Source organism: Plantibacter lichenum (assembly GCF_050587525.1).
In the GTDB taxonomy this organism is placed as follows: Bacteria; Actinomycetota; Actinomycetes; order Actinomycetales; family Microbacteriaceae; genus Plantibacter.
Map to the genome: position 1 here is coordinate 1 of NZ_JBOBFT010000011.1, position 23,024 is coordinate 23,024.

The 23,024-nt window shown below is 68.3% G+C and carries 21 protein-coding genes and 1 rRNA gene; 21 read left to right on the forward strand and 1 reads right to left on the reverse strand.

The genetic code is table 11. The features are described 5' to 3' along the window. Positions 1-140 precede the first annotated feature (140 nt). The 17 genes from rrf to der all read left to right on the forward strand — a co-directional run bounded on the left by rrf (position 141) and on the right by der (position 17,033). Positions 141-257 (forward strand): 5S ribosomal RNA (gene rrf, locus ACQ3HB_RS14965). A gap of 851 nt (positions 258-1,108) precedes the next feature. Further along, complete coding sequence (locus ACQ3HB_RS14970) at positions 1,109-2,143, forward strand: hypothetical protein (RefSeq protein ID WP_430920981.1); 1,035 nt, start codon at positions 1,109-1,111, stop codon at positions 2,141-2,143. 4 nt (positions 2,144-2,147) lie between these two features. Next, positions 2,148-3,140 carry an HAD-IIA family hydrolase gene (locus tag ACQ3HB_RS14975; protein ID WP_430920983.1) on the forward strand — a complete coding sequence of 331 codons (993 nt, stop codon included), beginning with the start codon at positions 2,148-2,150 and terminating at the stop codon, positions 3,138-3,140. 115 nt (positions 3,141-3,255) lie between these two features. Further along, positions 3,256-3,474 carry a hypothetical protein gene (locus tag ACQ3HB_RS14980; RefSeq protein WP_430920985.1) on the forward strand — a complete coding sequence of 73 codons (219 nt, stop codon included), beginning with the start codon at positions 3,256-3,258 and terminating at the stop codon, positions 3,472-3,474. 3 nt (positions 3,475-3,477) lie between these two features. After that, positions 3,478-4,278, forward strand: coding sequence for a TlyA family RNA methyltransferase (locus ACQ3HB_RS14985; RefSeq protein WP_430920987.1), 801 nt, complete (start codon positions 3,478-3,480; stop codon positions 4,276-4,278). A 4-nt stretch (positions 4,279-4,282) separates the two neighbouring features. Then, positions 4,283-5,218, forward strand: coding sequence for an NAD kinase (locus tag ACQ3HB_RS14990; RefSeq protein WP_430920989.1), 936 nt, complete (start codon positions 4,283-4,285; stop codon positions 5,216-5,218). A gap of 96 nt (positions 5,219-5,314) precedes the next feature. Beyond that, positions 5,315-7,117 carry a DNA repair protein RecN gene (gene recN / locus ACQ3HB_RS14995; protein WP_430920990.1) on the forward strand — a complete coding sequence of 601 codons (1,803 nt, stop codon included), beginning with the start codon at positions 5,315-5,317 and terminating at the stop codon, positions 7,115-7,117. Positions 7,118-7,160: 43 nt separating this feature from the next. Beyond that, positions 7,161-8,879 carry a CTP synthase gene (locus ACQ3HB_RS15000; RefSeq protein WP_430921192.1) on the forward strand — a complete coding sequence of 573 codons (1,719 nt, stop codon included), beginning with the start codon at positions 7,161-7,163 and terminating at the stop codon, positions 8,877-8,879. Then, positions 8,872-9,477, forward strand: a complete 606-nt coding sequence (locus ACQ3HB_RS15005) for an NUDIX domain-containing protein (protein ID WP_430920992.1) — start codon at positions 8,872-8,874, stop codon at positions 9,475-9,477. Before ACQ3HB_RS15000 ends, ACQ3HB_RS15005 begins: the two co-directional genes overlap by 8 nt. Positions 9,478-9,483: 6 nt before the next feature. Continuing rightward, on the forward strand, positions 9,484-10,434 hold the full coding sequence (gene xerD / locus ACQ3HB_RS15010) for a site-specific tyrosine recombinase XerD (protein ID WP_430920994.1): 951 nt from the start codon (positions 9,484-9,486) through the stop codon (positions 10,432-10,434). 39 nt (positions 10,435-10,473) lie between these two features. Beyond that, on the forward strand, positions 10,474-11,361 hold the full coding sequence (locus tag ACQ3HB_RS15015) for a ParA family protein (RefSeq protein ID WP_430920996.1): 888 nt from the start codon (positions 10,474-10,476) through the stop codon (positions 11,359-11,361). After that, positions 11,345-12,208 carry a segregation and condensation protein A gene (locus ACQ3HB_RS15020; RefSeq protein WP_430920998.1) on the forward strand — a complete coding sequence of 288 codons (864 nt, stop codon included), beginning with the start codon at positions 11,345-11,347 and terminating at the stop codon, positions 12,206-12,208. The genes ACQ3HB_RS15015 and ACQ3HB_RS15020 overlap by 17 nt, the downstream gene beginning before the upstream one ends. Beyond that, positions 12,201-12,908, forward strand: coding sequence for an SMC-Scp complex subunit ScpB (gene scpB / locus ACQ3HB_RS15025; protein ID WP_430921000.1), 708 nt, complete (start codon positions 12,201-12,203; stop codon positions 12,906-12,908). The genes ACQ3HB_RS15020 and scpB overlap by 8 nt, the downstream gene beginning before the upstream one ends. Next, a complete protein-coding gene (locus ACQ3HB_RS15030; RefSeq protein WP_430921001.1) occupies positions 12,895-13,719 on the forward strand; it encodes a pseudouridine synthase in 825 nt (274 codons plus the stop codon). Before scpB ends, ACQ3HB_RS15030 begins: the two co-directional genes overlap by 14 nt. Next, the gene (locus ACQ3HB_RS15035) at positions 13,716-14,816 is read left to right on the forward strand and encodes a prephenate dehydrogenase (RefSeq protein WP_430921003.1); all 1,101 of its coding nucleotides are present in this window, start codon (positions 13,716-13,718) and stop codon (positions 14,814-14,816) included. Before ACQ3HB_RS15030 ends, ACQ3HB_RS15035 begins: the two co-directional genes overlap by 4 nt. Positions 14,817-14,821: 5 nt before the next feature. After that, positions 14,822-15,532, forward strand: a complete 711-nt coding sequence (gene cmk, locus ACQ3HB_RS15040) for a (d)CMP kinase (RefSeq protein WP_430921004.1) — start codon at positions 14,822-14,824, stop codon at positions 15,530-15,532. Continuing rightward, positions 15,525-17,033 carry a ribosome biogenesis GTPase Der gene (gene der, locus ACQ3HB_RS15045; RefSeq protein WP_430921005.1) on the forward strand — a complete coding sequence of 503 codons (1,509 nt, stop codon included), beginning with the start codon at positions 15,525-15,527 and terminating at the stop codon, positions 17,031-17,033. Before cmk ends, der begins: the two co-directional genes overlap by 8 nt. Positions 17,034-17,135: 102 nt before the next feature. On the opposite strand, the gene ACQ3HB_RS15050 is transcribed toward der, so the two are convergent. Beyond that, on the reverse strand, positions 17,136-17,777 hold the full coding sequence (locus ACQ3HB_RS15050; RefSeq protein WP_430921006.1) for a TetR/AcrR family transcriptional regulator: 642 nt from the start codon (positions 17,775-17,777) through the stop codon (positions 17,136-17,138). Between the two features lie 168 nt (positions 17,778-17,945). Between ACQ3HB_RS15050 and ACQ3HB_RS15055 the strand changes: the two genes are divergently transcribed. The 4 genes from ACQ3HB_RS15055 to ACQ3HB_RS15070 all read left to right on the forward strand — a co-directional run bounded on the left by ACQ3HB_RS15055 (position 17,946) and on the right by ACQ3HB_RS15070 (position 23,005). Further along, positions 17,946-18,905: an NUDIX domain-containing protein gene (locus ACQ3HB_RS15055; protein WP_430921007.1), complete on the forward strand. Its 960-nt coding sequence runs from the start codon at positions 17,946-17,948 to the stop codon at positions 18,903-18,905. A 124-nt stretch (positions 18,906-19,029) separates the two neighbouring features. Further along, on the forward strand, positions 19,030-19,527 hold the full coding sequence (locus tag ACQ3HB_RS15060) for an NfeD family protein (protein ID WP_430921008.1): 498 nt from the start codon (positions 19,030-19,032) through the stop codon (positions 19,525-19,527). Between the two features lie 3 nt (positions 19,528-19,530). Continuing rightward, positions 19,531-21,054 (forward strand): flotillin family protein, encoded by a 1,524-nt coding sequence (locus tag ACQ3HB_RS15065; RefSeq protein ID WP_430921009.1) that lies wholly within the window; start codon positions 19,531-19,533, stop codon positions 21,052-21,054. Between the two features lie 250 nt (positions 21,055-21,304). After that, a complete protein-coding gene (locus ACQ3HB_RS15070) occupies positions 21,305-23,005 on the forward strand; it encodes a long-chain-fatty-acid--CoA ligase (RefSeq protein ID WP_430921010.1) in 1,701 nt (566 codons plus the stop codon). The last annotated feature ends 19 nt before the right edge of the window (positions 23,006-23,024 follow it).

Here is a 23,024-nt window from a genome sequence, read left to right on the forward strand (position 1 = left end):
ACACATTCTTCGTTTGAATCGGAGATGCTACGCGTCCACTGAGTGGTTCTCGATGTACGGTCGAGAACCCGCAAACAACATTCCTGTGTCGTTGGACACAGCGTGTTGGTTGCTCGTTCACTTTGATACATCAATAGTGTTTCGGCGGCCATAGCGAGAGGGAAACGCCCGGTTACATTCCGAACCCGGAAGCTAAGACTCTTTGCGCCGATGGTACTGCAGGGGGGACCCTGTGGGAGAGTAGGACACCGCCGAACTTCTTCGTTGAGATGGCCACCCAAGATTCTTGGGTGGCCATTTCGCGTTAACTGGGCACTTTTTGGCGCACATGTTCCCTGGTTCATGCCAGGACCGCGCCTGCGAAACAGAGCCGGACAACAACCACACCCTCCGTTGCGGACCAAACCCAGGTTCGGATGGCAGGATGGGATACAGAATTCAACAGCAGGAGCCGCAGGGCTACACATCCGTCGGATCGACGGATGGACCGGACGGTCCGCCCTGACGACGATCGAGTAGCGTGGAGAGCATTGTGACAGACAAGCCAGCAGACGAGACCCCGAAACGGGATCAGAACCGCACTCCACGGAACGACAGCCGCGGCGCTGCCTCAGGAAACGCCGGCTCAGGCAGCGGGCGTCCGCGTTCCGACAAGCCCTGGAACGACAGGGCCCGCTCCGATGCTCCGCGCTCGGACCGTCCGCGTTCCGACAAGCCGTGGAACGATCGGCCGCGATCCGGAGCGCCGCGCACTGATCGCCCGCGTTCTGACGCTCCTCGCTCGAGCGCTCCTCGTTCCGATAAGCCGTGGAACGACCGGCCGCGCTCCGACGCACCTCGTTCCGGAGCGCCGCGCACTGATCGCCCGCGTTCTGACGCTCCTCGCTCGAGCGCTCCTCGTTCCGACAAGCCGTGGAACGATCGGCCGCGCTCCGACGCACCTCGGTCCGGAGCGCCGCGCACTGATCGCCCGCGTTCCGACGCTCCTCGCTCGAGCGCTCCTCGTTCCGACAAGCCCTGGAACGACCGGCCCCGTGGGGACCGCCCGACGGGTGGTCGCCCGAGTGAAGGCGGACGTCCGTTCCAGCACTCGTCCGAGCGCGGGGGAGTGGCACGCCGTGACGGTGCCCCGAAGAAGCTGTGGACGCGTGACGGAGCGCCGGCTCGCGGTGACCGCGACGCCTTCCGTCGTGAAGAGGAGCTGACCGAGGAAGAGCGGATCGCCCGCGAGCTGAAGTCGGTCCGTCCGCGTCACGACGACCCTGACATCCCGGAGGGCGTCGAGCCATCCGACCTCGACAAGGGTGCGCGCAACGAGCTCAAGACGCTCAGCAAGGAGAACGCCGAGGGCGTCGCCCGCCACCTCGTGATGGCGGCGAAGCTCATCGACGAGGATCCTGAACTCGCCCACCGCCATGCGACGTCCGCTGCGCGTCGTGCAGGTCGCATCGCCATCGTGCGTGAGACCCTCGCGATCACCGCGTACCAGACGGGCGACTACGCGCTCGCGTTGCGCGAGCTGCGCACCTACCGTCGGATCTCCGGATCGGACAGCCAGATCGCTTTGATGGTCGACAGCGAACGTGGTGTCGGTCGTCCCGAGCGTGCACTGGAGCTCGGCCGATCCATCGACCGGACGAAGCTCGACGCACCGGTTCGCGTCGCACTGGCGATCGCGATGTCGGGCGCCCGCCTCGACCTCGGTCAGAACCAGGAGGCCCTGGATGAACTGCAGCTGCCGCAGCTGAACCCGGACGTCGTGTACTCGTGGAGCCCCTCGCTCTTCGACGCGTACGCGGAGACGCTCGAGGTCCTCGGCCGTGACGGCGAGGCCGCTGTGTGGCGTGAGCGCGCGAACGTCGCGATCGAAGCACTCGAGCAGTCCGATGCGGATGATGAGGGCGAGACGATGGTCGTCATCGAGGAGTTCCTGCCAGAAGACGAGGACGAACTGGTCGCCGAGCTCGAAGACGTCGAGATCGCTGTGGACGAGCAGGAAGACGCCGGGAACACCGCCGACGACACTGCGGTTGCAGACGAGGTGACTCCCGATACTGCAGACGCTGCGCACGAGAACGAGCCCGCATCCGCCGACGATACTGAACGGAGCGCCGGTGAGCCCGCTGCTGACGAGGAAGCGTAAGCCTGTGACCCCGCTCGATGGAGTCGACGTCGTCCTCGCGGACCTGGACGGCGTCGTGTACGCCGGTCCGAACGCGATCCCGCACGCGGTGGAATCCCTCAACCGTGTGGCCGAGTCCATCCGCGTCGGGTACATCACGAACAACGCTTCGCGCACGGACGCATCGGTGGCCGGACACTTGACCGACCTCGGGCTCCGCGTGGCACCCGATGAGGTCGTCACGAGTCCGCAGGCCGCCGTGCGGCTCCTCGCCGGTCTGGTGCCGGAGGGTGCGACGATCCTCGTGGTCGGCGGTGCAGGCCTCGTCGACGAGATCGAGAAGGGCGGCTTCGTCGTCACCCGATCCGCGGACGACAAGCCCGCGGCCGTCGTGCAGGGCTTCGCCCCTGAGGTGGGCTGGTCCCAGCTCGCCGAGGCCGCGTTCGCGTTGCAGGGAGACGGACCCGAGATCCCATGGGTCGCGACGAACACCGACTGGACGATCCCGCAGGCACGCGGCATCGCACCGGGCAACGGCACGCTCGTGTCCGCCGTGCACACGACTGTCGGGCGACTGGCGACGGTGGCCGGCAAGCCCGAGACGCCCATCTTCGAGGAGGCCAAGGCCCGCTTCGAAGCGCGGTCACCGCTCTTCATCGGCGACCGCCTCGACACCGACATCCTCGGTGCGAACCGGGCCGGCATCGCCTCCGTGCTCGTCCTGACCGGCATCGACCGCGCGAAGCACGCCCTCGCGGCGGACCAGCACTCGCGTCCCACGTTCATCGTCGAGGACCTGCGCCAGCTGCACGAGCCGTACCCCGTGACCACGATGTCGCGTGACGGTAAGGCGGCGACGGTCGGCGAGTCGACGGTGCGCGTCAGCGGCAATGACGTCGTCATCGAGCGGGAGGGTTCGGTGAAGATCGACCTGCTGCGTGCCGGTTGCGCTGCCATCTGGGCGTCCGGCCGTCCGATCTACGGCTTGAACGTTCCCGAGATCCTCTACGCGGAGTAACCCCGGCCCTCTTCAGCTCGCGAGGTGTCACATATGGCGGGTCCACGCACGGCCGAACCAGCCATATGTGACACCTCGCGGGCTGAGAGTCGGGGGCGGCCGGTAGGGTGGAGGCATGAGCGACGAGTGGGGCGAGCAGGTTGACGACGACGCTTCGCGCGTCGACGGCGCGGACGTCGACGACACTGGAGCCAGCGACCACGACGGACTCCTGTCGCGCGTCCGCGTGATCGACGACCAGCCGCTCGAACACCGGGCGGAAGCGTACGGCCAGCTGTACGACGAACTGCGCACGCAGCTCGAGGGCAGCGACTCGCCGAGGTTCTCGGCGTAACGCATGGAGCTCCTCCGACTCGACGCAGCCCTCGCCGCGCGCGGCATCGCGCGCTCGCGCACCCACGCTGCGACCCTCATCGGCGACGGCCTCGTGACGGTCGACGGCAAACCCGTCGTCAAGGCCTCGGCCAAGGTCCGAGACGACGCCGCCATCGTCGTCGCCGGCGCCGACCACTACGTGAGTCGTGGCGCCCACAAACTCCTCGGAGCGCTCGATGCGTTCCCCGTCTCGGTCGAGGGTGTGACCGCGCTCGACGCAGGCGCCTCGACCGGAGGTTTCACCCAGGTCCTCCTGGAGCGCGGCGCGTCCACGGTCATCGCCCTCGACGTCGGCCACGAACAGCTCGTCGACGAACTGCGGAACGACGCTCGCGTCGCCGTGGTCGAGGGCTTCAACATCCGCTTCGGGACACCGGAATCGGTCCGGGAAGCTTCTGGCGTCGATGCCGCACCGTCCGTCGTCGTCGCTGACCTCTCCTTCATCTCTCTGACGCATGTGCTGCCTGCGCTCGTGTCGATCGCAGCCGACGGCGCCGACTTCGTGCTGCTCGTCAAGCCGCAGTTCGAAGTGGGGCGGACGGGCATCCGCGAGGGAGTCGTCCACGACGACGCCCTGCGCGCCGACGCCGTCGCGGGCGTGCTGTGGGCCGGCTGGGACCTCGGCATCGGGACCGCCGGCGTCATCCCCTCGCCCATCGTCGGCACGCACGGAAACCGTGAATTCGTCGTGTGGATGACGGCGTCCCGCGGAACCAATCCGACAGAATGGTTGCAGCAGATCACCACGATGGCTGGAGCATAGACGCATGTCGGATTCGAACGGACCAGAGGCGCCCGTGCGGCACATCCTCGTCGTCGCCCACACCGGCCGCGAGGACTCGCGCGACGCATCGATCCTCGTCTGCCGCCTGCTCCTGGAGCAGGGCGTCATGCCCGTGCTGAGCGCGCTCGAACGGGCCGACCTCATCGCGGTCGACCCCGGCCTCGAGATCGTGCCCGTCCTCGGCGAGGACGTGCCGCTCGGCGACCTGGAGCTCACGATCGTCGTCGGCGGCGACGGGACGATCCTGCGCGCGGCGGAGGTGACTCGCGGGTCGTCCGCGCCGCTCCTCGGCGTGAACCTCGGTCACATCGGCTTCCTCGCGGAGAGCGAACGCGACGACCTCGCCGAAACCGTGGAACGCGCGGTCCGCCGAGACTACTTCGTGGAAGAGCGCATGACGCTCTCCGTGCGGGTGAAGATCGGCGCGGAGGTCGTCTACGAGACGTGGGCGCTCAACGAGGCCACCGTGGAGAAGGGCAGCCGCGAGCGGATGCTCGAGGTCGTCATCGAAGTGGACCAGAGGCCGCTCTCGTCGTTCGGCTGCGACGGCGTCGTCATCGCGACCCCGACCGGTTCCACCGCCTACAATTTCTCCGCCGGAGGACCCGTCGTCTGGCCGTCGGTCGAAGCGATCACGCTCGTTCCGCTCAGCGCGCACGCCCTGTTCGCGAAACCGCTCGTCGTCGGTCCGGAATCGTCGCTCGCCGTGGAAGTGCTCGAACGCACCGACGGCATCGGCGTGCTCTGGTGCGACGGCCGTCGAACCCGCGATCTGCAGCCGGGCGCACGCGTGGTCGTGCGTCGGTCGCCGATCCCCGTCCGCCTTGCACGACTCCACGAGAGCCCCTTCACGGATCGCCTCGTCAACAAGTTCCAGCTGCCCGTCGCCGGATGGAGAGGTCCTGTCGGGCGGGAGTGAGACGACGGTGAGACCACAGCACACTGAACGCGAACAGCGCTCGGACCGGGACACCTCCCGGGGCGGGCATCCCAACGTGAGTGAGAGGTACCCAGCGTGATCGAAGAGATCGAGATCACCGACCTCGGTGTGATCGCCGAGGCGACGCTCCCGCTCGGCCCCGGCTTCACGGCAGTGACGGGCGAGACGGGCGCAGGCAAGACGATGGTCGTGACGGCGCTCGGGCTCCTGCTCGGCGCCCGTTCGGACAGCGGTGTCGTCCGGGCCGGCCAGAAGCAGACGGTCGTGCAGGGCCGATGGCTGATCGCGGGCGAGGGCCCAGTGGCGGAGCGAGTGCGTGAAGCCGGGGGAGACCTCGACGTCGCGGGCGATCTCGACGAGGCCGGACAGATCGCGGAACTCCTGCTCGGCCGCATCGTCACGGCGGAGGGCCGCGGACGGGCGATCGTCGGCGGACGCACCGCGCCCGTCGGCATCCTGAGCGAGCTCGGCGAACAACTCGTCGTCGTGCACGGGCAGTCCGATCAGATCCGTCTCCGCTCGGCTCCGGCCCAGCGCGACGCGCTCGACCGCTTCGCCGGAGAAGCGCTCATCGACGTCCTGGAGGCGTACCAGGGACGCTATGAACAGCTCCTCGCCGACCGCGCGGAGCTCGAGACCCTCACCCAGGAACGCGACGCACGTCTCCTCGAGGCCGAGCAGCTGCGTGCGGCGCTCGCCGAGATCGAAGCCGCCGACCCTCAACCGGGGGAGGAGGACGAGCTCGCCGAGCGGGCCGACCGTCTCACGAACCTCGAAGAGCTCCGGCTCTCCGCTGCGGGGGCCCGCGAGCTCGTGTCCGCGGAACTCGGCGAGGAGACCGATGTCGTCGGGCTGCTCGAACAGGCGCGTCGCCAGCTCGACCGCGCAGCCGTCCACGACGCATCGCTCGCGACCATCGCGGAGAACGTCGCCAACGCGAGCTACCTGGCAGCCGAGATCGCTGCGGACCTCTCGACCTACCTCGCCGGCCTCGACGAGGACGGCGCCCGGGAGCTCGAGGTCGTGCAGGAACGCCGCGCGCAGCTCGGCACGCTCACCCGCAAGTACGGGCCGGGTCTCGACGACGTCCTGAGGCTCCTCGAGACCGGCAGCTCCCGACTCCTCGAACTCGACGGCGACTCGGACCGCATCGCCCAGCTCGAAGCCGACGTGGAACGCGAGGCCCGGGCGGTGGACGAGGCCGCGACCGAGCTCACCCGAGTCCGCACGGCCGCGGCCGGCCAGCTCTCCGCCGCAGCGACCATCGAGCTCCGCTCGCTCGCCATGGCCGACGCCGAGCTCGTGGTCGAGGTCTCGCAGCGCGAGGACTACACCGTGCACGGCCGCGACCAGATCGCCTTCCTCCTGAAACCGCACAACGGCGCCGAACCGCGACCGCTCGGCAAGGGCGCATCCGGCGGCGAGCTGTCGCGCGTGATGCTCGCGCTCGAGGTCGTCATCGCCGGTTCAGACCCCGTCCCGACGTTCGTCTTCGACGAGGTCGACGCAGGCGTCGGCGGTGCCGCCGCGATCGAGATCGGTCGCCGCCTTGCCGCGCTCGCCCAGCAGTCGCAGGTCATCGTCGTCACTCACCTCGCGCAGGTCGCGGCCTTCGCGAACAACCACCTGAGCGTCGTGAAGTCCGGTGACGGCTCCGTGACGGCGAGCAGCGTCCGTCAGCTCACCGGCGCGGACCGCGAAGCCGAGATGGCGCGCCTGCTCTCCGGACTCGCCGAGTCCGACAGCGGTCTGGCTCACGCCCGTGAACTGCTCGAACTCGCCGCGGAGACCGGCGGAACGGCCGCGAGATCGGCAACGCAGGCGAGCCCGAAATCGGCCTCCCGGACTGCCTCGACGGCATCGTCGACGCGCCGGTGACCGCCCCATGACGACCTCGGTCGGGGACGCCCCCGACATTCACGTGATAGGATCGAAGCCCGTGGTGGACAATTCTGAAGCGGGCTTCAATATCGGTATTTCGAACGGCACGACCAAGCACATCTTTGTGACCGGTGGTGTCGTTTCTTCGTTGGGCAAGGGCCTGACAGCAGCCAGTCTGGGCAACCTGCTGACCGCACGGGGACTCCGGGTGGTGATGCAGAAACTGGATCCCTATCTGAACGTGGATCCCGGAACGATGAACCCGTTCCAACACGGCGAGGTCTTCGTGACCGACGACGGCGCGGAGACCGACCTCGACATCGGTCACTACGAGCGCTTCCTCGACATCGAGCTGAGCCAGGCGGCCAACGTGACGACCGGTCAGATCTACTCGACCGTCATCGCCAAGGAACGTCGCGGCGAGTACCTGGGCGACACCGTCCAGGTCATCCCGCACATCACGGACGAGATCAAGCGCCGGATGCGCCTGCAGGCGACCGAGACGCCGCAGCCCGATGTGATCATCACCGAGATCGGTGGAACGGTCGGCGACATCGAGTCCCAGCCGTTCATCGAATCCGCGCGCCAGATCCGTCACGAGCTGGGCCGAAACAACGTGTTCTTCGTGCACGTCTCACTCGTGCCGTACATGGGCGCCTCCGGCGAGCAGAAGACGAAGCCGACGCAGCACTCCGTCGCAGCGCTCCGCTCGATCGGCATCCAGCCGGACGCACTCGTGCTCCGCAGCGACCGCCCCGTCACCGAGAGCAACAAGCGCAAGATCGCGCTCATGTGCGACGTGGACGAAGCAGCCGTCGTGAACGCCATCGACGTGCCCAGCATCTACGACATCCCGACGATGCTGCACGACCAGGGCCTCGACTCGTACATCGTCGACCACCTCGGCCTCACGGTGAAGACCGTGGACTGGACCGGGTGGGCCGAGCTCCTCGAGACGGTGCACGCACCCAAGCACGAGGTCACGATCGGGCTCGTCGGCAAATACATCGACCTGCCCGACGCCTACCTCTCCGTCACCGAAGCCCTCAAGGCCGGCGGGTTCGCTCACGAGACCAAAGTCTCCGTGAAGTGGATCCCCTCCGACGAGTGCGAGACGGTCGACGGCGCCATCGCGGCGCTCGCCGGCGTCGACGGCATCTGCGTGCCCGGGGGCTTCGGCATCCGCGGCATCGAAGGCAAGCTGGGCGCGCTCAAGTTCGCCCGTGAGAACGGCATCCCCGTGCTCGGCCTGTGCCTCGGCCTGCAGTGCATGGTCATCGAGTACGCGCGCAACAAGGCCGGCCTCGAAGGCGCGAGCTCGTCGGAGTTCGATCCGGACACCGAGTTCCCGGTCATCGCGACGATGGCCGAGCAGGTCGAGATCATCGCCGGCGGCGACCTGGGCGGCACGATGCGCCTCGGCCTGTACCCCGCGAAGCTCGACGAGGGGTCGATCGTCGCCGAGGTCTACGGCTCGACCGAGGTCTCCGAGCGACACCGTCACCGCTACGAGGTCAACAACGTCTACCGACAGCAGATCGCGGACGCCGGCCTCCAGTTCTCCGGCCTCTCGCCGGACGGCAACCTCGTCGAGTACGTCGAGCTGCCGCGCGAGGTGCACCCGTTCTACGTGGCCACGCAGGCGCACCCCGAGCTGCGTTCGCGCCCGAACCGCCCGCACCCGCTCTTCGCGGGTCTCGTCGGTGCGGCGCTCGAGCGTCAGCAGGCCAGCCTCCTGTTCGACGTCGCCAATGGCTGATCAGCTCCGCGACGAGCCGCTCGCCGTCGACGTCACCTCCTCCGAGGTGGCGTTCGACGGCGCGGTGTGGGACATCCGTCGTGAGTCCTTCCGCTACGGCGACGCCGACGTGGTCCGCGAGTTCGTGGACCACACGGGGGCCGTCGCAGTGCTCGCGCTCGACGACGAGGACCGTGTGCTGCTCATCCAGCAGTACCGGCACCCCATCGGCGAACGCGATTGGGAGCTCCCGGCGGGCCTGCTCGACATCGCGGGGGAGGACCCAGCGGTCGCGGCGCGGCGCGAACTCGCCGAGGAAGCCGACCTCGAAGCGTCCGAGCTGCACCTGCTGACCGAGTTCTTCACGACGCCAGGCGGCAGCAACGAGTCGATCACGATCTACCTCGCACGGGGTCTGCAGGCGACTCCGGACGCGTTCGCGCGCTCGGAGGAGGAGGCGGACATCCGCATCGAATGGGTGCCGCTCGCGGACGCCGTCGACGCGGTGCTCGATGGTCGCTTCCACAACTCGATCCTCATGCTCGGTGTGCTCGCCGCCTCGAGTGCGAAAGCACGCGACTGGTCGACGCTCCGGCCGACGGATCCTGACGCTCCGTAGCCGGCCATGAGCCTCGACACGTCCCTCGCGAGCTACCTGCGGCACATCGCGATCGAGCGAGGACTGTCGGAGAACACCCAGGCCGCCTACCGGCGCGACCTGGAGCAGTACTGCGCATGGCTCGAGACGCAGGGCGTGTTGGAGCCGGGCGAGGTCACGACGGCGCACGTGAGCGGGTTCTCCCGTGCGCTGTCGACGGCGGACGGCTCCGAGATGCGGGCGTCGTCCCTCGCCCGCATCCTCAGTTCGGTGCGCGGATTCCATCGCTTCCTCCTCGAGGAGGGGCAGGTGGACGTCGATGTCGCGCACGAGGTGAAACCGCCGAAACTGCCGAGCAGACTGCCGAAGGCGATCACGATCGACCAGATGCAAGCGATCCTGGCGACGACGGACGGCGACGATCCGCTCGCGATCCGCGACAAGGCGCTCCTCGAGGTGCTCTACGCGACGGGCGCACGCGTCTCCGAGGCGGTCGGGCTCAACGTGGACGACGTGGTCGAGGCCGACATCGTCCGTCTCCTCGGCAAAGGCGGGAAGCAGCGGATCGTCCCGCTCGGCAGCTTCGCGCGCGACGCCCTGGACCGCTACCTGGTTCGCGTCCGGCCCGTGTACTCGGCCCTCGGACGCGCGACGCCGGCGCTCTTCCTCGGCCAACGCGGCGCACGCCTGTCCCGTCAGGGCGCGTGGCTCGTCATCCAACGGGCCGCTGAGCGTGCAGGACTCGAAGGCCACATCTCACCGCACACCTTCCGGCACTCCTTCGCGACGCACCTCCTGCAGGGGGGAGCGGACGTCCGCGTCGTCCAGGAACTCCTCGGACACTCCTCCGTCTCGACCACGCAGATCTACACGCTCGTGACCGTCGACTCGCTCCGCGACGTCTACACCCAGGCGCATCCACGGGCCAGATGGGCCGACGACAGCGCGGCACCACGGGAGGGACGCACCGCCCGGTAGACTCTTCCTTCGAACGACAGCAAGTGGGAGGCATCACCCGTGGCCGGTACGAAGCACAAGAGCGCGGTCGGCGTACCTGCTGCAGAGAACCCGAACGGTCCGACCGGCAGGCCGCGCACCGTCTTCCCCGACCCGGCACCGCTCAAGCAGCACGGCCCGGCGCGCATCGTCTCCCTCTGCAACCAGAAGGGCGGCGTCGGCAAGACGACGACGACCATCAGCCTGTCCGCGGCGCTCGCCGAGTACGGACGTCGTGTACTCGTCGTCGACTTCGACCCGCAGGGCGCCCTGTCCGCCGGTCTCGGCATCAACACGCACGAGGCGAACACGGTCTACGACCTCCTGCTCGGCACCGTCAAGGACCCGGCGGACGTCATCCAGCACACGGCCATCGAGGGCCTCGACGTGCTCCCGGCCAACATCGACCTCTCCGCGGCGGAGGTCCACCTCGTCAACGAGGTCGCCCGCGAGACGATCCTCGCCCGCGTCCTCCGCAAGGTGTCGTCCGACTACGACGTCATCCTCATCGACTGCCAGCCGTCGCTCGGCCTCCTCACGGTCAACGCGCTCACCGCGAGCCACGGCGTGCTCATCCCGCTCGAGTGCGAGTTCTTCGCGCTCCGCGGCGTCGCCCTCCTCATCGAGACGATCGACAAGGTCCGCGACCGCCTGAACCCCGCCATCGAACTCGACGGCATCCTGGCCACGATGTACGACTCGCGCACGCTGCACTCGCGTGAGGTCTTGGAGCGCGTCGTCGACGCGTTCGGCGACAAGGTGCTCGAGACCGTCATCGGTCGCACGGTGAAGTTCCCCGATGCGAGCGTCGCCGGCACGCCGATCACCGAGTTCGCGCCGGAGCACGCGGCCGCCAAGGCGTACCGCCAGTTGGCGAGGGAGCTCATCGCCCGTGGTTCAATCGCGTAGGACGCCCGGAACGATCGAGGCCACCGCGCAGGGCGCGGCTGCACCGACCGACGCCGAGCCGGCCGCGCAGAAGTTCTCGGTGGCGATCGACGGCTTCGAAGGACCCTTCGACCTGTTGCTCTCGCTCATCGGCAAACACGAGCTCGACATCACCGAGGTGTCGCTCAGCCGGGTGACGGACGAGTTCATCTCCTACCTCAAGGGCCTCGACGCGGACGACGAACTGGACCAGGCGAGCGAGTTCCTCGTGGTCGCTGCGACGCTCCTCGACCTCAAGGTCGCAGGACTCCTGCCCCAGGGTGAGCTCGTGGACGCCGAGGACGTCGCCCTCCTCGAAGCCCGCGACCTCCTCTTCGCGCGCCTCCTGCAGTACCGCGCGTTCAAGCAGGCGTCCGCGTGGTTCGCCGCGCAATTCGATGAGGAGTCGGCCCGGCACATCCGCGCCGTCCGCCTGGAGGAGAAGTACCGGCAGCAGACGCCGGAACTCGTCTGGACGCTCACCGCCGGCGATTTCGCGGCGCTCGCGACCCTCGCCCTCACCCCGAGGGAACTGCCGTCGGTGGGGCTCGACCACCTGCACGCGCCGCTCGTGAGCATCCGGGAGCAGGCCGCGCACGTCGTAGCCGTCCTGCGGTCCGGCGGATCGCACACCTTCCGAGAACTCGTCGCGGGCGCTGAGCTCAAGGGTGTGGTGATCGCCCGCTTCATCGCGGTGCTGGAGCTCTACCGCCACGCCGCGATCTCCTTCGACCAGCTCGAACCGCTCGGCGAGCTGACCCTCCGCTGGACCGCGGAGCACTGGACCGATGAGAGCCTGGCGAGCCTGGGAGCTGATTACGATGGCTGACATCACGACCGACCAGGCGACGACCGACCAGGCGACGACCGACGACGGCGTGCCGGCCGAGTCGGTCATCGATCAGACTGCGTCCGACGAGACCGCGTCCGACGAGAACCTCATCGCGCAGCCCGCCGAACCGGAGCCGGGCCCCGAGTACGACACGGCCCGCGCCCTCGAAGCGCTCCTCATGGTCGCCGACGAGCCGCAGAGCCTCGTGAACCTCGCGACGGCCCTCCACCAGCCGGTCCGCGCCATCCGCGCGGCCATCGCCGAGCTCGTCGCCGACTACGACGGCGTCGACGGAACCGTCCGGCGCGGCTTCGAGCTGCGGGAGGTCGGCGGCGGCTGGCGCTTCTACGTGCGCGCCCAGTACGACCCGCTCATCACCGACTACGTGATCACGCAGAACCCGACGAAGCTCTCGCAGGCCGCCCTCGAGACGCTCGCCGTGATCGCCTACAAACAGCCGATCAGCCGTGGCGCGATCGCCTCCATCCGTGCCGTGAACGTCGACTCCGTGGTGCGCACGCTCCTCGGACGTGGACTCGTCACGGAAATGTTCACCGACAGCGAGACGGGTGCCATCAACTACGGCACCACCGATCTCCTGCTCACCCAACTCGGCATCAACGCCATCGACGAGCTCCCGCAGATCTCTCCGCTGCTCGACGACGGCCAGGAAGGATTCGACAGTGACCTCCACTGATTCATTCGGCGCAGAACCTGAGGGCGTCCGCCTGCAGAAGGTGCTCGCCGGCGCCGGCGTGGCTTCGCGCCGCGTCTCCGAGCAGCTCATCCAGGACGGGCGGGTGCAGGTGAACGGCGACGTCGTGACCGAGCTCGGCCGCCGGATCGACCCGGAGAACGACCTCGTCGCGGTCGACGGCACGGCTGTGCAGCTCGACGCCTCGAAGCGCTACCTCATGCTCAACAAGCCGGTCGGCATCTACAGCTCGCTCAAGGACGACCGCGGTCGCCCCGACCTGCGCCGCTTCACCGACCAGTACGAGGAACGCCTCTTCAACGTGGGCCGCCTCGACGCCGAGACGAGCGGACTGCTCATCCTGACGAACGACGGCGACCTCGCGCACGTGCTCGCGCACCCGTCGTTCGGCGTCTCGAAGACCTACATCGCGAAGGTCACCGGTCGGGTCACGCCACAGGTGCTCGCGCAGCTGACCGCGGGCATCGAGCTCGAAGACGGCCCCATCGCGGCAGACAAGGCCCGCCTGCTCGGCACCGAGGACGGATTCAGCCTCGTCGAGCTCACGCTGCACTCCGGTCGCAACCGCATCGTGCGCCGCATGCTCGACGCCGTCGGCCACCCCGTGGTCGACCTCGTCCGCCGCCAGTTCGGCCCGCTGCACCTCGGTACGCTCGGCTCGGGCCAGGTGCGCGAGCTCACGAAGGCGGAACTCGGCGAGATCCTGACGATCGCCCGCAAGCACGCACCGGAGGCCCGCGCGGCCGACGGAACGGCCACCGAGGCCGTGGACGGGGCGGAGCCGACCGAATGACCGACGTGTCCGTGCCGCCGGCGCGGGTGCAGGGGTCGGTGCGCATCGTCGGCGTCGGGCTGCTCGGCGCGAGCATCGGCCTGGCCATGCGTGCGAAGGGCGTCGACGTCATCCTCTCCGACGCCTCGCCGAGCCAGCAGCGCCTCGCGGTCGATTACGGTGCGGGCCGCCCTGCCCGTCCGGACGACGAGCCGTCCGTCATCGTCATCTGCGTGCCGCCGGACGTCACGGCGGACGTCATCGAGGCGGAGCTGGCGCGCTTCCCGAACGCGGTCGTGACCGATGTGGCGAGCGTCAAGCTCGAACCGTTCCGTGCGCTCAAGGGCCGCGGCGTCGACCTGACCCGCTACATCGGCTCGCACCCGCTCGCCGGGCGAGAGCGCGGGGGAGCGATCTCGGCACGAGCCGACCTCTTCCTCGGCCGTCCCTGGGTGATCTGCCGCGACGCAGAGACCCCGCCGTGGGCGCTCGCGCTCGTGGAGGGCCTCGCACTCGACCTCGGCACGATCCCGATCGAGATGACGCCTGAGGAGCACGACCGCTCCGTCGCGCTCGTCTCGCACACGCCGCAGATGGTCGCGAGCCTCCTCGCGAAGCAGTTGTCCGGAGCATCCGACAACGCCATCAACCTCGCAGGACAGGGTCTCCGCGACACCGTGCGCATCGCATCCAGCTCGCCGGAGCTGTGGGTGCAGATCTTCAGCGCGAACCACGCGGAGGTCCTGCCCGTGCTCGAAGGGCTCGCCGAAGACCTCGGCGAAGTCATCGACGCGCTCCGCGACCCCGATCAGCCCGGTTCGCGACGTCGCATCGCCGACGCGATCGCTGAAGGCAACGTCGGCGTCGCCCGCTTGCCCGGCAAGCACGGTCAGAACCAGCGGTTCGCGAGCATCGTCGTCCTCCTCGACGACCGCCCCGGCCAGCTCGGCCTCCTCTTCACGGAGCTCGGCGAGCTGGGCGTCAACATTGAAGACCTGCGCCTGGAGCACTCGCCCGGCGCCAACATCGGTCTGGCGGAGATCTCGGTGACACCCGAGGTCAAGCACAGGACGATCACCGACCTGGAAACGCGCGGCTGGCGCATCGCGGAGGTATGAGCAGCATGACGGACACTGACAACCACGAGGCGACCCCGACGGTCGTCGCGATCGACGGACCCGCCGGAAGCGGCAAGTCGAGCGTGAGCAAAGCCGTGGCACGTCGCCTCGGCTACCGCTACCTCGACACGGGGGCCACCTACCGGGCGCTCGCGCTCCACGCGCTCGGCCGCGGCATCGACGTGGAGCACGCGGACTCCGTCGTCGGCCTCCTCGACGGATTCGACGAGGCGTACGACATCAGCCTCGACCCCGACGTCACGCGCGTCTCGCTCGGCGACCGTGACGTGACCGACGAGATCCGTGAGCCGCACGTGACCGCCGTCGTGTCCGCCATCGCGCGGGTTCCGGAGGTCCGAATCAGGGTCAACACCCTCTTCCGGAGGATCATCGCCGGCAACTCGGTGCCTGGCATCGTGGTCGAAGGACGAGACATCACCACCGTCGTCGCACCCGACGCCCAGGCTCGGATCCTGCTGACCGCATCCGAAGAGGCTAGAATGGCCAGACGTTCCGCCGAACTCGTGAGTCAGCCCGCCGGCGACGTCGCGGAACAGTTGCAGCGACGTGATCGGGCCGACTCCGCAGTCGTCGACTTCATGAACGCAGCAGATGGAGTGACCACGGTCGACTCCACCCACATCAACTTCGACGAGACGGTCGACGCGGTCATCCGCGTGATCGAATCCCTCACAGCAAGGAACACCCATGGCTAACGACGAAGAGACGTACGAGGCGGGTCCAGACGACCTCGCGGACCGGCTCTCCGACCTCGACGAGGAGCTGGCCAGCGCGCGCGCCGCATCGCTCCGGTCCGGGTTGTCCGACTACGACCTCGAAGACGACGACCTCGCCGTCCTCGAGGAGTCCACGCTCGACCCCGACGAGATCCGCTACCTCCCGGCCCTGCCGGTGGTTGCGATCGTCGGCCGCCCGAACGTGGGCAAGTCCGCGCTCGTCAACCGTATCCTCGGCCGTCGTGAAGCCGTCGTCGAGGACACCCCCGGTGTCACGCGCGACCGCGTCAACTACAAGGCCGAGTGGAACGATCGGCGCTTCACGATCGTCGACACCGGCGGTTGGGAGCCCGACGCCCGCGGCATCGACGCATCCGTCGCAGCCCAGGCCGAAGTCGCCATCGACCTCTGCGACGTCGTCATCTTCGTCGTCGACGCGATCGTGGGCGCCACGGCGACCGACGAGCAGGTCGTCAAGCTCCTCCGCAAATCGGGCAAGCCCGTCTTCCTCGTCGCCAACAAGGTCGACGACGCGCGCCACGAGCCGGAAGCCGCAGCCCTCTGGGCCCTCGGCCTCGGCGAGCCGCACCCCGTCTCGGCCATCCACGGTCGTGGCGTCGCCGACCTCCTCGACGCCGTCCTCAAGGTGCTCCCGGCCGTCTCCGCCGTGGCGAAGGACGAGTTCGGCGGACCGCGCCGCGTCGCGATCCTCGGCCGCCCGAACGTCGGCAAGTCCAGCCTCCTCAACAAGGCCGCCGGTGAAGAGCGCGTCGTCGTCAACGACCTCGCGGGCACCACTCGCGACCCGGTCGACGAGCAGATCGAGCTCGGAGGCAAGATCTGGCGCTTCGTCGACACCGCCGGCATCCGTCGTCGTGTCCACCTCGCCCAGGGCGCCGACTTCTACGCGTCGCTCCGCACGAGCACCGCGCTGGAGAAGGCCGAAGTCGCCGTCGTCCTCATCGACGTGACCCAGGTCATCAGCGAGCAGGACGTGCGCATCATCGACCTCGTCCTCGAGAGCGGCCGTGCACTCGTACTGGCGTTCAACAAGTGGGACCAGCTGGACGACGAGCGTCGCAAGTACCTCGAGCGCGAGATCGAACAGGACCTCTCGCACGTCGCGTGGGCGCCCCGCGTCAACATCTCGGCTCGCACCGGTCGTCACCTCGAACGTCTCGTCCCGGCGCTCGAAGTCGCCCTCGAGTCGTGGGACATGCGCATCCCCACCGGCAAGTTCAACGCGTTCCTCGCCGAACTCACCGCAGCGCACCCGCACCCGTTGCGCGGTGGCAAGCAGCCGCGCATCCTCTTCGGAACGCAGGCCGCGAGCCGTCCGCCGACATTCGTGCTCTTCACCACGGGCTTCCTCGACCCCGGCTACCGCCGGTACGTCCAGCGTCGTCTCCGGGAGATCTACGGCTTCGAGGGCACCCCGATCGTCCTCAACATGCGTGTGCGCGAGAAGCGTCAGCGCTAGCGCTCGACATCTCCACAACGCGAAACGGCTGATGCCGCGTCCCAAGGGGCGCGGCATCAGCCGTTTCGTGTCGGTGCTGTGGTTCTTGTCCGGTGCTCGTCGCTAGTCGCCGTTCGCGATGCTGGCCACGAGCTCGCTCACGGTGACGGGGCACGGGGTGGGCCACCAGCTGGGCATGAGCCGGCGGTAGACCTCGAGGAAGACGGTGACGTCCCTCGGGGCCGGGGTCTCGAGCCAGACGCGGATGGCGGCGACGGCGCCGGCGGCGATGAAGGCGGAAGCGGTGGCGGGGAAGAGCGCGCGGGCCGCAGGACTGAGGTCCTCGTCCTCGGGGATGGTGATGACACCCTGAGTGAACATGTCGAGGATGGCCACGGCGAAGCGGCGGTTGAGCATCGGCTGGAGGCTGGCGCCGGAGGACTCTTCACTGAGGCCGACACGATAGACGTCCGCGCGCTGTTCGATGTGGTGGATCGTGGCGATCGTGACCTCGGTGATCGCGAGGGCGGCCTGCTCGGGTGAGACGTCACCGAGCGGCGCGATGTCGAGCGCGTCGAGTTCTTCCACCAGGACCGACTCGAGCAGGTCTGCGGGTGTTGCGGCGTGCTGGTAGAAGGTGGAGCGGTTGATGCCGGCCCGTTCGGCGATCTCGGACACCGAGATGTCGCTCGCGCGGCGGGTGGTGGCGAGTTCGAGGATCGTGGTGGCGAGCCGTGCTCGGGTCTTGCGTTGGCGCGCATCCATATGGGTGTCCTTCACTGGGTCTGGGTGATTGCGGGGTCGCCGCGTGGATTGATTGTAGATCCGAAGTTCGGAAACCTGTGAAATATATCATGCTATGGGGGAAGCCGTGTGCGAGATGCTGGGTCACACAGGACACGCTCAGCCGAGATTCGTGGCAATGTGGAATCCATGAGTGACTCGCACGCGCAGGGATACCCGGTCCGGGACTCCGGCGACGCGTGGGTCGAGAGCCCGGACGGCCGGAAGTTTTGGGGCCGTTTCGGTGCCGCGGGGCTGCTCGTCCACGATCCCGCTCGCGGCGTCCTGCTGCAGCATCGCGCCAATTGGAGCCATTTCGGTGGCACCTGGGGGATTCCCGGGGGTGCGCGCCACGAGGGCGAGAGTGCCGTCGACGGAGCGATCCGCGAGGCCGGCGAAGAAGCCGGTGTGCCGAACGCCTCGATCGAGCTGCGCTTCGATTCGCTGCTCGACCTCGGATTCTGGTCGTACACGACCGTCATCGCCGAAGCCGTCGAGCCGTTCGACGCCGTCGTCTCGGATCCGGAGAGCATCGCACTCGAGTGGGTGGCGGTCGACGAGGTCGATGCGCTGCCGCTGCACCCGGGGTTCGCCGATTCATGGCCGGGCCTCCGCAGCCAGCTCGAACGGAGCGTGACGGTCGTCGTCGATGTCGCGAACGTGGTCGGATCGCGGCCTGACGGCTGGTGGAAGGATCGGGCGGGCGCGGCGGGCAAGACGCTCGATCGCCTCGAACGACTGGCGCAGGCGGGCGTTGACGCCTCGTCCCTCGACCTCGACTACCACCGCTGGTGGCCGTCGTACGTCGCCGTGCTCGAAGGGCAGGCGCGTGGGGCTCGGGGCGGCGCAGGTCACCACGTCGTCGGCTCGTCCGATGCCGTGGCGGGCGGCGCTGCATCGGCTCGCGCGAGCGTGCGGACGGTCGATGCGGCGGGGAGCGGCGACGACGCGATCGTGGACATCGTCGACGGGCTTGCGGGCGCAGTGGTGGTCGTGACGTCCGATCGTGGGCTGCGCGAGCGCGTGGAGGCTCTCGGGGCGTCCGTGCGCGGCGCCGGGTGGCTGCTCGAACGGTTCGACGAGCTCGACGGGGCGCAGGCCGCGAGCTGAGTTCCGTGTGTCGTGAATGCCGGTGAGGGCCGTTCGCGTCCCAGCTGAGCCGAATTCAGCTGTCCGCTTTCCACAATTCGTCGTATATCGGGCACACGCTCAACACCTTCGTTAGGGTTGACGCATGACCCTGTTCATCATCGTCGGCGCTGTTGGACTCGTGATCGTCCTGATCTCCCTCGTGTTCGGTGAGATCTTCGACTTCCTCGACGGCGCCATCTCGGCCACAGCCCTCGGCAGCGCCTTCACCGTCTTCGGTGCGGTCGGTGCCATCGTCATCGCCAACGGCCTGCCCACGTGGTCGGCCTACGTCATCTCGATCATCATCGGAGCGCTCGTGCTCGTGGGCGTCCAGCTCATGATCCGCGGCTTCCGCCGGTCCGAGGACGGCACGCCCAGCTCACCGCTCGGCCTGTACGGCATCGCCCGGTCTCCCATCTCGCAGGCATCCGGCGAGGTCTCCCTCGACGGCCCGCACGAGATCGAGACGAGGCTTGCGTTCGCCGACGAGCGCATCGAGACCGGAACCCGCATCCGTGTCGTCGAATTGCAGGGATCACGAGTCAAAGTCGAGCCGGCATCGGCTCGATCCACCGAACAGACCCCAGGGGAAGGCAACTAGTCGATGGACTTCATCACCACCAACATCACCGTGATCGCGGTGATCGCGCTCGTCATCGTGGCACTTGCGATCGTCGCATTCGTGGCGGGACGCATCAAGCGCGTCCCACCGAACCAGGCACTCGTGATCGTCGGTCGGGGGGCCGGCTCACGCATCGGTGAACCCGACGGCGGCCAGCGCGTCGTCATCGGCGGCCGCGTCTTCATCTGGCCCATCCTCCAGCAGGGCTTCCCGATCTCGCTCGAGCAGCGTCAGATCGGCATCGTCGTCGAGGGCGTCGACACCAACTTCATCAAGGTCGCCATCCAGGCGAGCGTCAACTTCAAGGTGTCCGGCACCCCGGAGGGCGTGCGCCGTGCAGCCCAGCGGTTCCTCTCCCAGCAGGCATCCCTCACGCAGATCATCCAGCAGTCCCTCGAAGGCTCGCTGCGGTCGATCATCGGCAACATGCCCATCAAGGAGATCATCTCCAACCGCAACGCGCTCTCCGAGGCCGTGGTCGAAGCGACCAAGACCGACCTCGCCGAGCAGGGTCTGCAGGTCGACCTCTTGAACATCTCCGACATCTCCACGCCTGGCACGAACTACCTCGCCGACCTCGGTCGTGCGGAGGCCGCGTTCGCTCGTCAGAACGCGGAGGTGAAGGAAGCGGAGACGGCTCGTGCGAGTGAGTTCGCCCGCATCGACGCAGCCGAGCAGATCGCCGAGCGCCAGAAGGCGCTGAGCCTCAAGCAGGCCACGATCAAGGCCGAGACCGACCGCGCCAACGCGCAGGCAGAGGCGTCCGGTCAGCTCGCGACCGCCGAGCAGGACAAGCTCGTCGCCCTGCAGGAGCGCGAGGCGCTCGCCGAGAAGGTCAAGGTGGAGCAGGAGCGGCTCGACATCGAGGTGCGGAAGCCCGCCGAAGCCGACGCGTACGCGACCGTCCAGCGCGCACAGGCAGAGCGTGACGCGGCGAACGCCGCGACCGAGGCCGAGGCGTACAAGCGCACGAAGATCGCCGAGGCCAACAAGGTCGCAGCCGTCCAGGACGCTCAGGCCGCCGCCGAGTCCGTCCGTCTGGCCGGTTCCGCAGAGCGTGACAAGCAGATCGCGCTCGCCGAGGGTATCCGTGCTCAGGGTGAGGCGCGGGCTGCTGCGACCTCCGCCGAGGGTCTCGCCGAGGCAGAGGCGACCGATGCCAAGGCCGAAGCGCTCAAGAAGTACGGCGAGGCCGGTCTGGCGTCCGAGATCATCGCGCGTCTGCCCGAGATCACGCGTGCCGTCGCCGAGCCGCTCGGCAACATCGCGAACCTCACGGTCATCAGCACCGAGGGCGCTTCCGCGGTCACGAAGACCGTCGGCCAGGTCATGAGCGAGGTGCCGAAGGTCGTCAAGGACCTCACCGGCCTCGACCTCTCGGCACTCCTCGCCGGCGTCGCCGGCGGCAACCTCGGTGAGAACCTGCACCGGGCTTCGGAGAGGGCTTCCGCTGGCGCTGGCGCTGCCGGTGGTTCTGCCGTTTCGGGAGATGCTGCGAAGCACTGATAGAGAGTGTGCGCAGCGGTGGCGCTCGCTGCTGCTCGCCGCTCGCTGTTGCCGATGACGACGACCCGTCCCGTGGATTCCACGGGGCGGGTCGTTCGTCGTGTGGCGATGTTGGCATCGACGTCGGTTATACGTCGTGAGCGCGCTGACCGAGGGCATACCAGACGGCAGGTGTCGGGTATCTCAGCTTCGGTGGAGGGCGGGGCCATAGGGTTGAGGGGTCCGACGCGGATACTTCGGAGGGACCCGAGTGAACCAGTACGCAGACCGACCATGGCTGAGCTCCTACGCGAAGGGGGTGCCGGCGGAGATCGATGAGCAGACGCAGTCTCTCGTCGACATGCTCGACGCCTCGGTGAAGCACTACGGCCACAAGGTCGCCCTCGAGTTCTTCGGAGCGGAGACCACCTACGCCGAGCTCGGCGAGCAGGTCTCCCATGCGGCGGAAGGGCTGCGCAAGCTCGGCGTGAAGCCCGGCGACCGCATCGCCCTCGTCCTCCCGAACTGCCCGCAGCACGTCGTCGCGTTCTATGCGGCGCTGCGACTCGGCGCCATCGTGATCGAGCACAACCCGCTCTACACGGCTCGTGAGCTGCGGCATCAGTTCGAGGACCATGGTGCGCACGTCGCCATCGTGTGGGACAAGGTCTACGACACGGTCGCGGACTTCCCGGCGGACGTGATGCTCGGCCGCATCATCTCGGTCGACATCACGGAGGCGCTGCCGTTCGGCAAGCGTCTCGCCCTCAAGCTGCCGCTCAAGCAGGCGCGCGAATCTCGTGCGGCCATGACGGCCAAGCCGAAGTCGCGCAACGTCTTCCCGTGGGATCGGCTCATCGGCGGGCGGAAGCTGTCGAAGCGGGTCGTGCGGCCGTCGATCGACGACATCGCCCTCCTCCAGTACACGAGCGGGACGACGGGTGCTCCGAAGGGTGCCATCCTCACGCACCGCAACCTGCGCGCGAATGCCGCGCAGGGGCGCGCGTGGCTGCCGGGCCTCCACGACGGCGAGGAGACGGTGTACGGCGTGCTGCCGCTCTTCCACGCGTACGGGATGACGCTGTGCCTGACGTTCGCGATGAGCATCGGCGCGAAGCTCGTGCTATTCCCGAAGTTCGATGTGGACCTCGTGCTCGCGGCCGCCAAGAAGTCGCCGCCGACGTTCCTGCCGGCCGTCCCGCCGATCTACGACCAGCTGGCGCGTGCGACGACTCGCAAGGGTGTGGACCTGACATCGATCCGGTTCGCGATCTCCGGTGCGATGAGCCTGCCGGTCGCGACCGTGCAGCGGTGGGAGGAGGCAACCGGCGGGCTCCTCGTCGAGGGTTACGGGATGACCGAGTCCTCGCCCGTCGCGCTCGGGAACCCCGTGGGGCCGACGCGTCGTCCAGGCGCCGTCGGGGTGCCGTTCCCGAGCACGGAGATCCGGGTCGTCGATCCGGAGGATCCGTCGAAGGATCTGCCGCTCGGTGAGCCGGGCGAGCTGCTCATCCGCGGGCCGCAGGTGTTCCAGGGCTACTGGGGACGGCCCGATGAGACGGCGGAGACGCTGCTCGCCGACGGGTGGCTGCGGACAGGCGACATCGTGACGGTGTCGAAGGACGGCTTCGTGAGCGTCATCGATCGGGTGAAGGAACTCATCATCACGGGCGGCTTCAACGTGAGCCCGTCCGAGGTGGAGGAGACGTTGCTGACGCATCCCGATGTCGAATCCGCTGCGGTCGTCGGGCTACCGCGTTCCTCCGGTGGTGAGGACGTCGCAGCCGCCGTGGTGATGCGCCCCGGTGCCTCGTTCGATTCGGGCGCGCTCCGCGACTTCTGTCGGACGCGGCTGACGGCGTACAAGGTGCCGAAGAAGGTCGTGCAGGTGGAGTCGCTGCCGAAGTCGCTCATCGGCAAGGTGTTGCGCCGCAAGGTGCGGGACCAGCTCGTCGGTGGCTCGAGGGAGTAGGCGGGCGGTTCTCCTGCGT

Coding starts and splice junctions, on each gene's coding strand:
- ACQ3HB_RS14980 (WP_430920985.1), top strand. CDS start 3,256: ATGAGCGACGAGTGGGGCGAGCAGGTTGACGACGACGCTTCGCGCGTC.
- ACQ3HB_RS14985 (WP_430920987.1), top strand. CDS start 3,478: ATGGAGCTCCTCCGACTCGACGCAGCCCTCGCCGCGCGCGGCATCGCG.
- ACQ3HB_RS14990 (WP_430920989.1), top strand. CDS start 4,283: ATGTCGGATTCGAACGGACCAGAGGCGCCCGTGCGGCACATCCTCGTC.
- ACQ3HB_RS15005 (WP_430920992.1), top strand. CDS start 8,872: ATGGCTGATCAGCTCCGCGACGAGCCGCTCGCCGTCGACGTCACCTCC.
- xerD (WP_430920994.1), top strand. CDS start 9,484: ATGAGCCTCGACACGTCCCTCGCGAGCTACCTGCGGCACATCGCGATC.
- scpB (WP_430921000.1), top strand. CDS start 12,201: ATGGCTGACATCACGACCGACCAGGCGACGACCGACCAGGCGACGACC.
- ACQ3HB_RS15035 (WP_430921003.1), top strand. CDS start 13,716: ATGACCGACGTGTCCGTGCCGCCGGCGCGGGTGCAGGGGTCGGTGCGC.
- cmk (WP_430921004.1), top strand. CDS start 14,822: ATGACGGACACTGACAACCACGAGGCGACCCCGACGGTCGTCGCGATC.
- der (WP_430921005.1), top strand. CDS start 15,525: ATGGCTAACGACGAAGAGACGTACGAGGCGGGTCCAGACGACCTCGCG.
- ACQ3HB_RS15050 (WP_430921006.1), bottom strand. CDS start 17,777: ATGGATGCGCGCCAACGCAAGACCCGAGCACGGCTCGCCACCACGATC.
- ACQ3HB_RS15055 (WP_430921007.1), top strand. CDS start 17,946: ATGAGTGACTCGCACGCGCAGGGATACCCGGTCCGGGACTCCGGCGAC.
- ACQ3HB_RS15060 (WP_430921008.1), top strand. CDS start 19,030: ATGACCCTGTTCATCATCGTCGGCGCTGTTGGACTCGTGATCGTCCTG.
- ACQ3HB_RS15065 (WP_430921009.1), top strand. CDS start 19,531: ATGGACTTCATCACCACCAACATCACCGTGATCGCGGTGATCGCGCTC.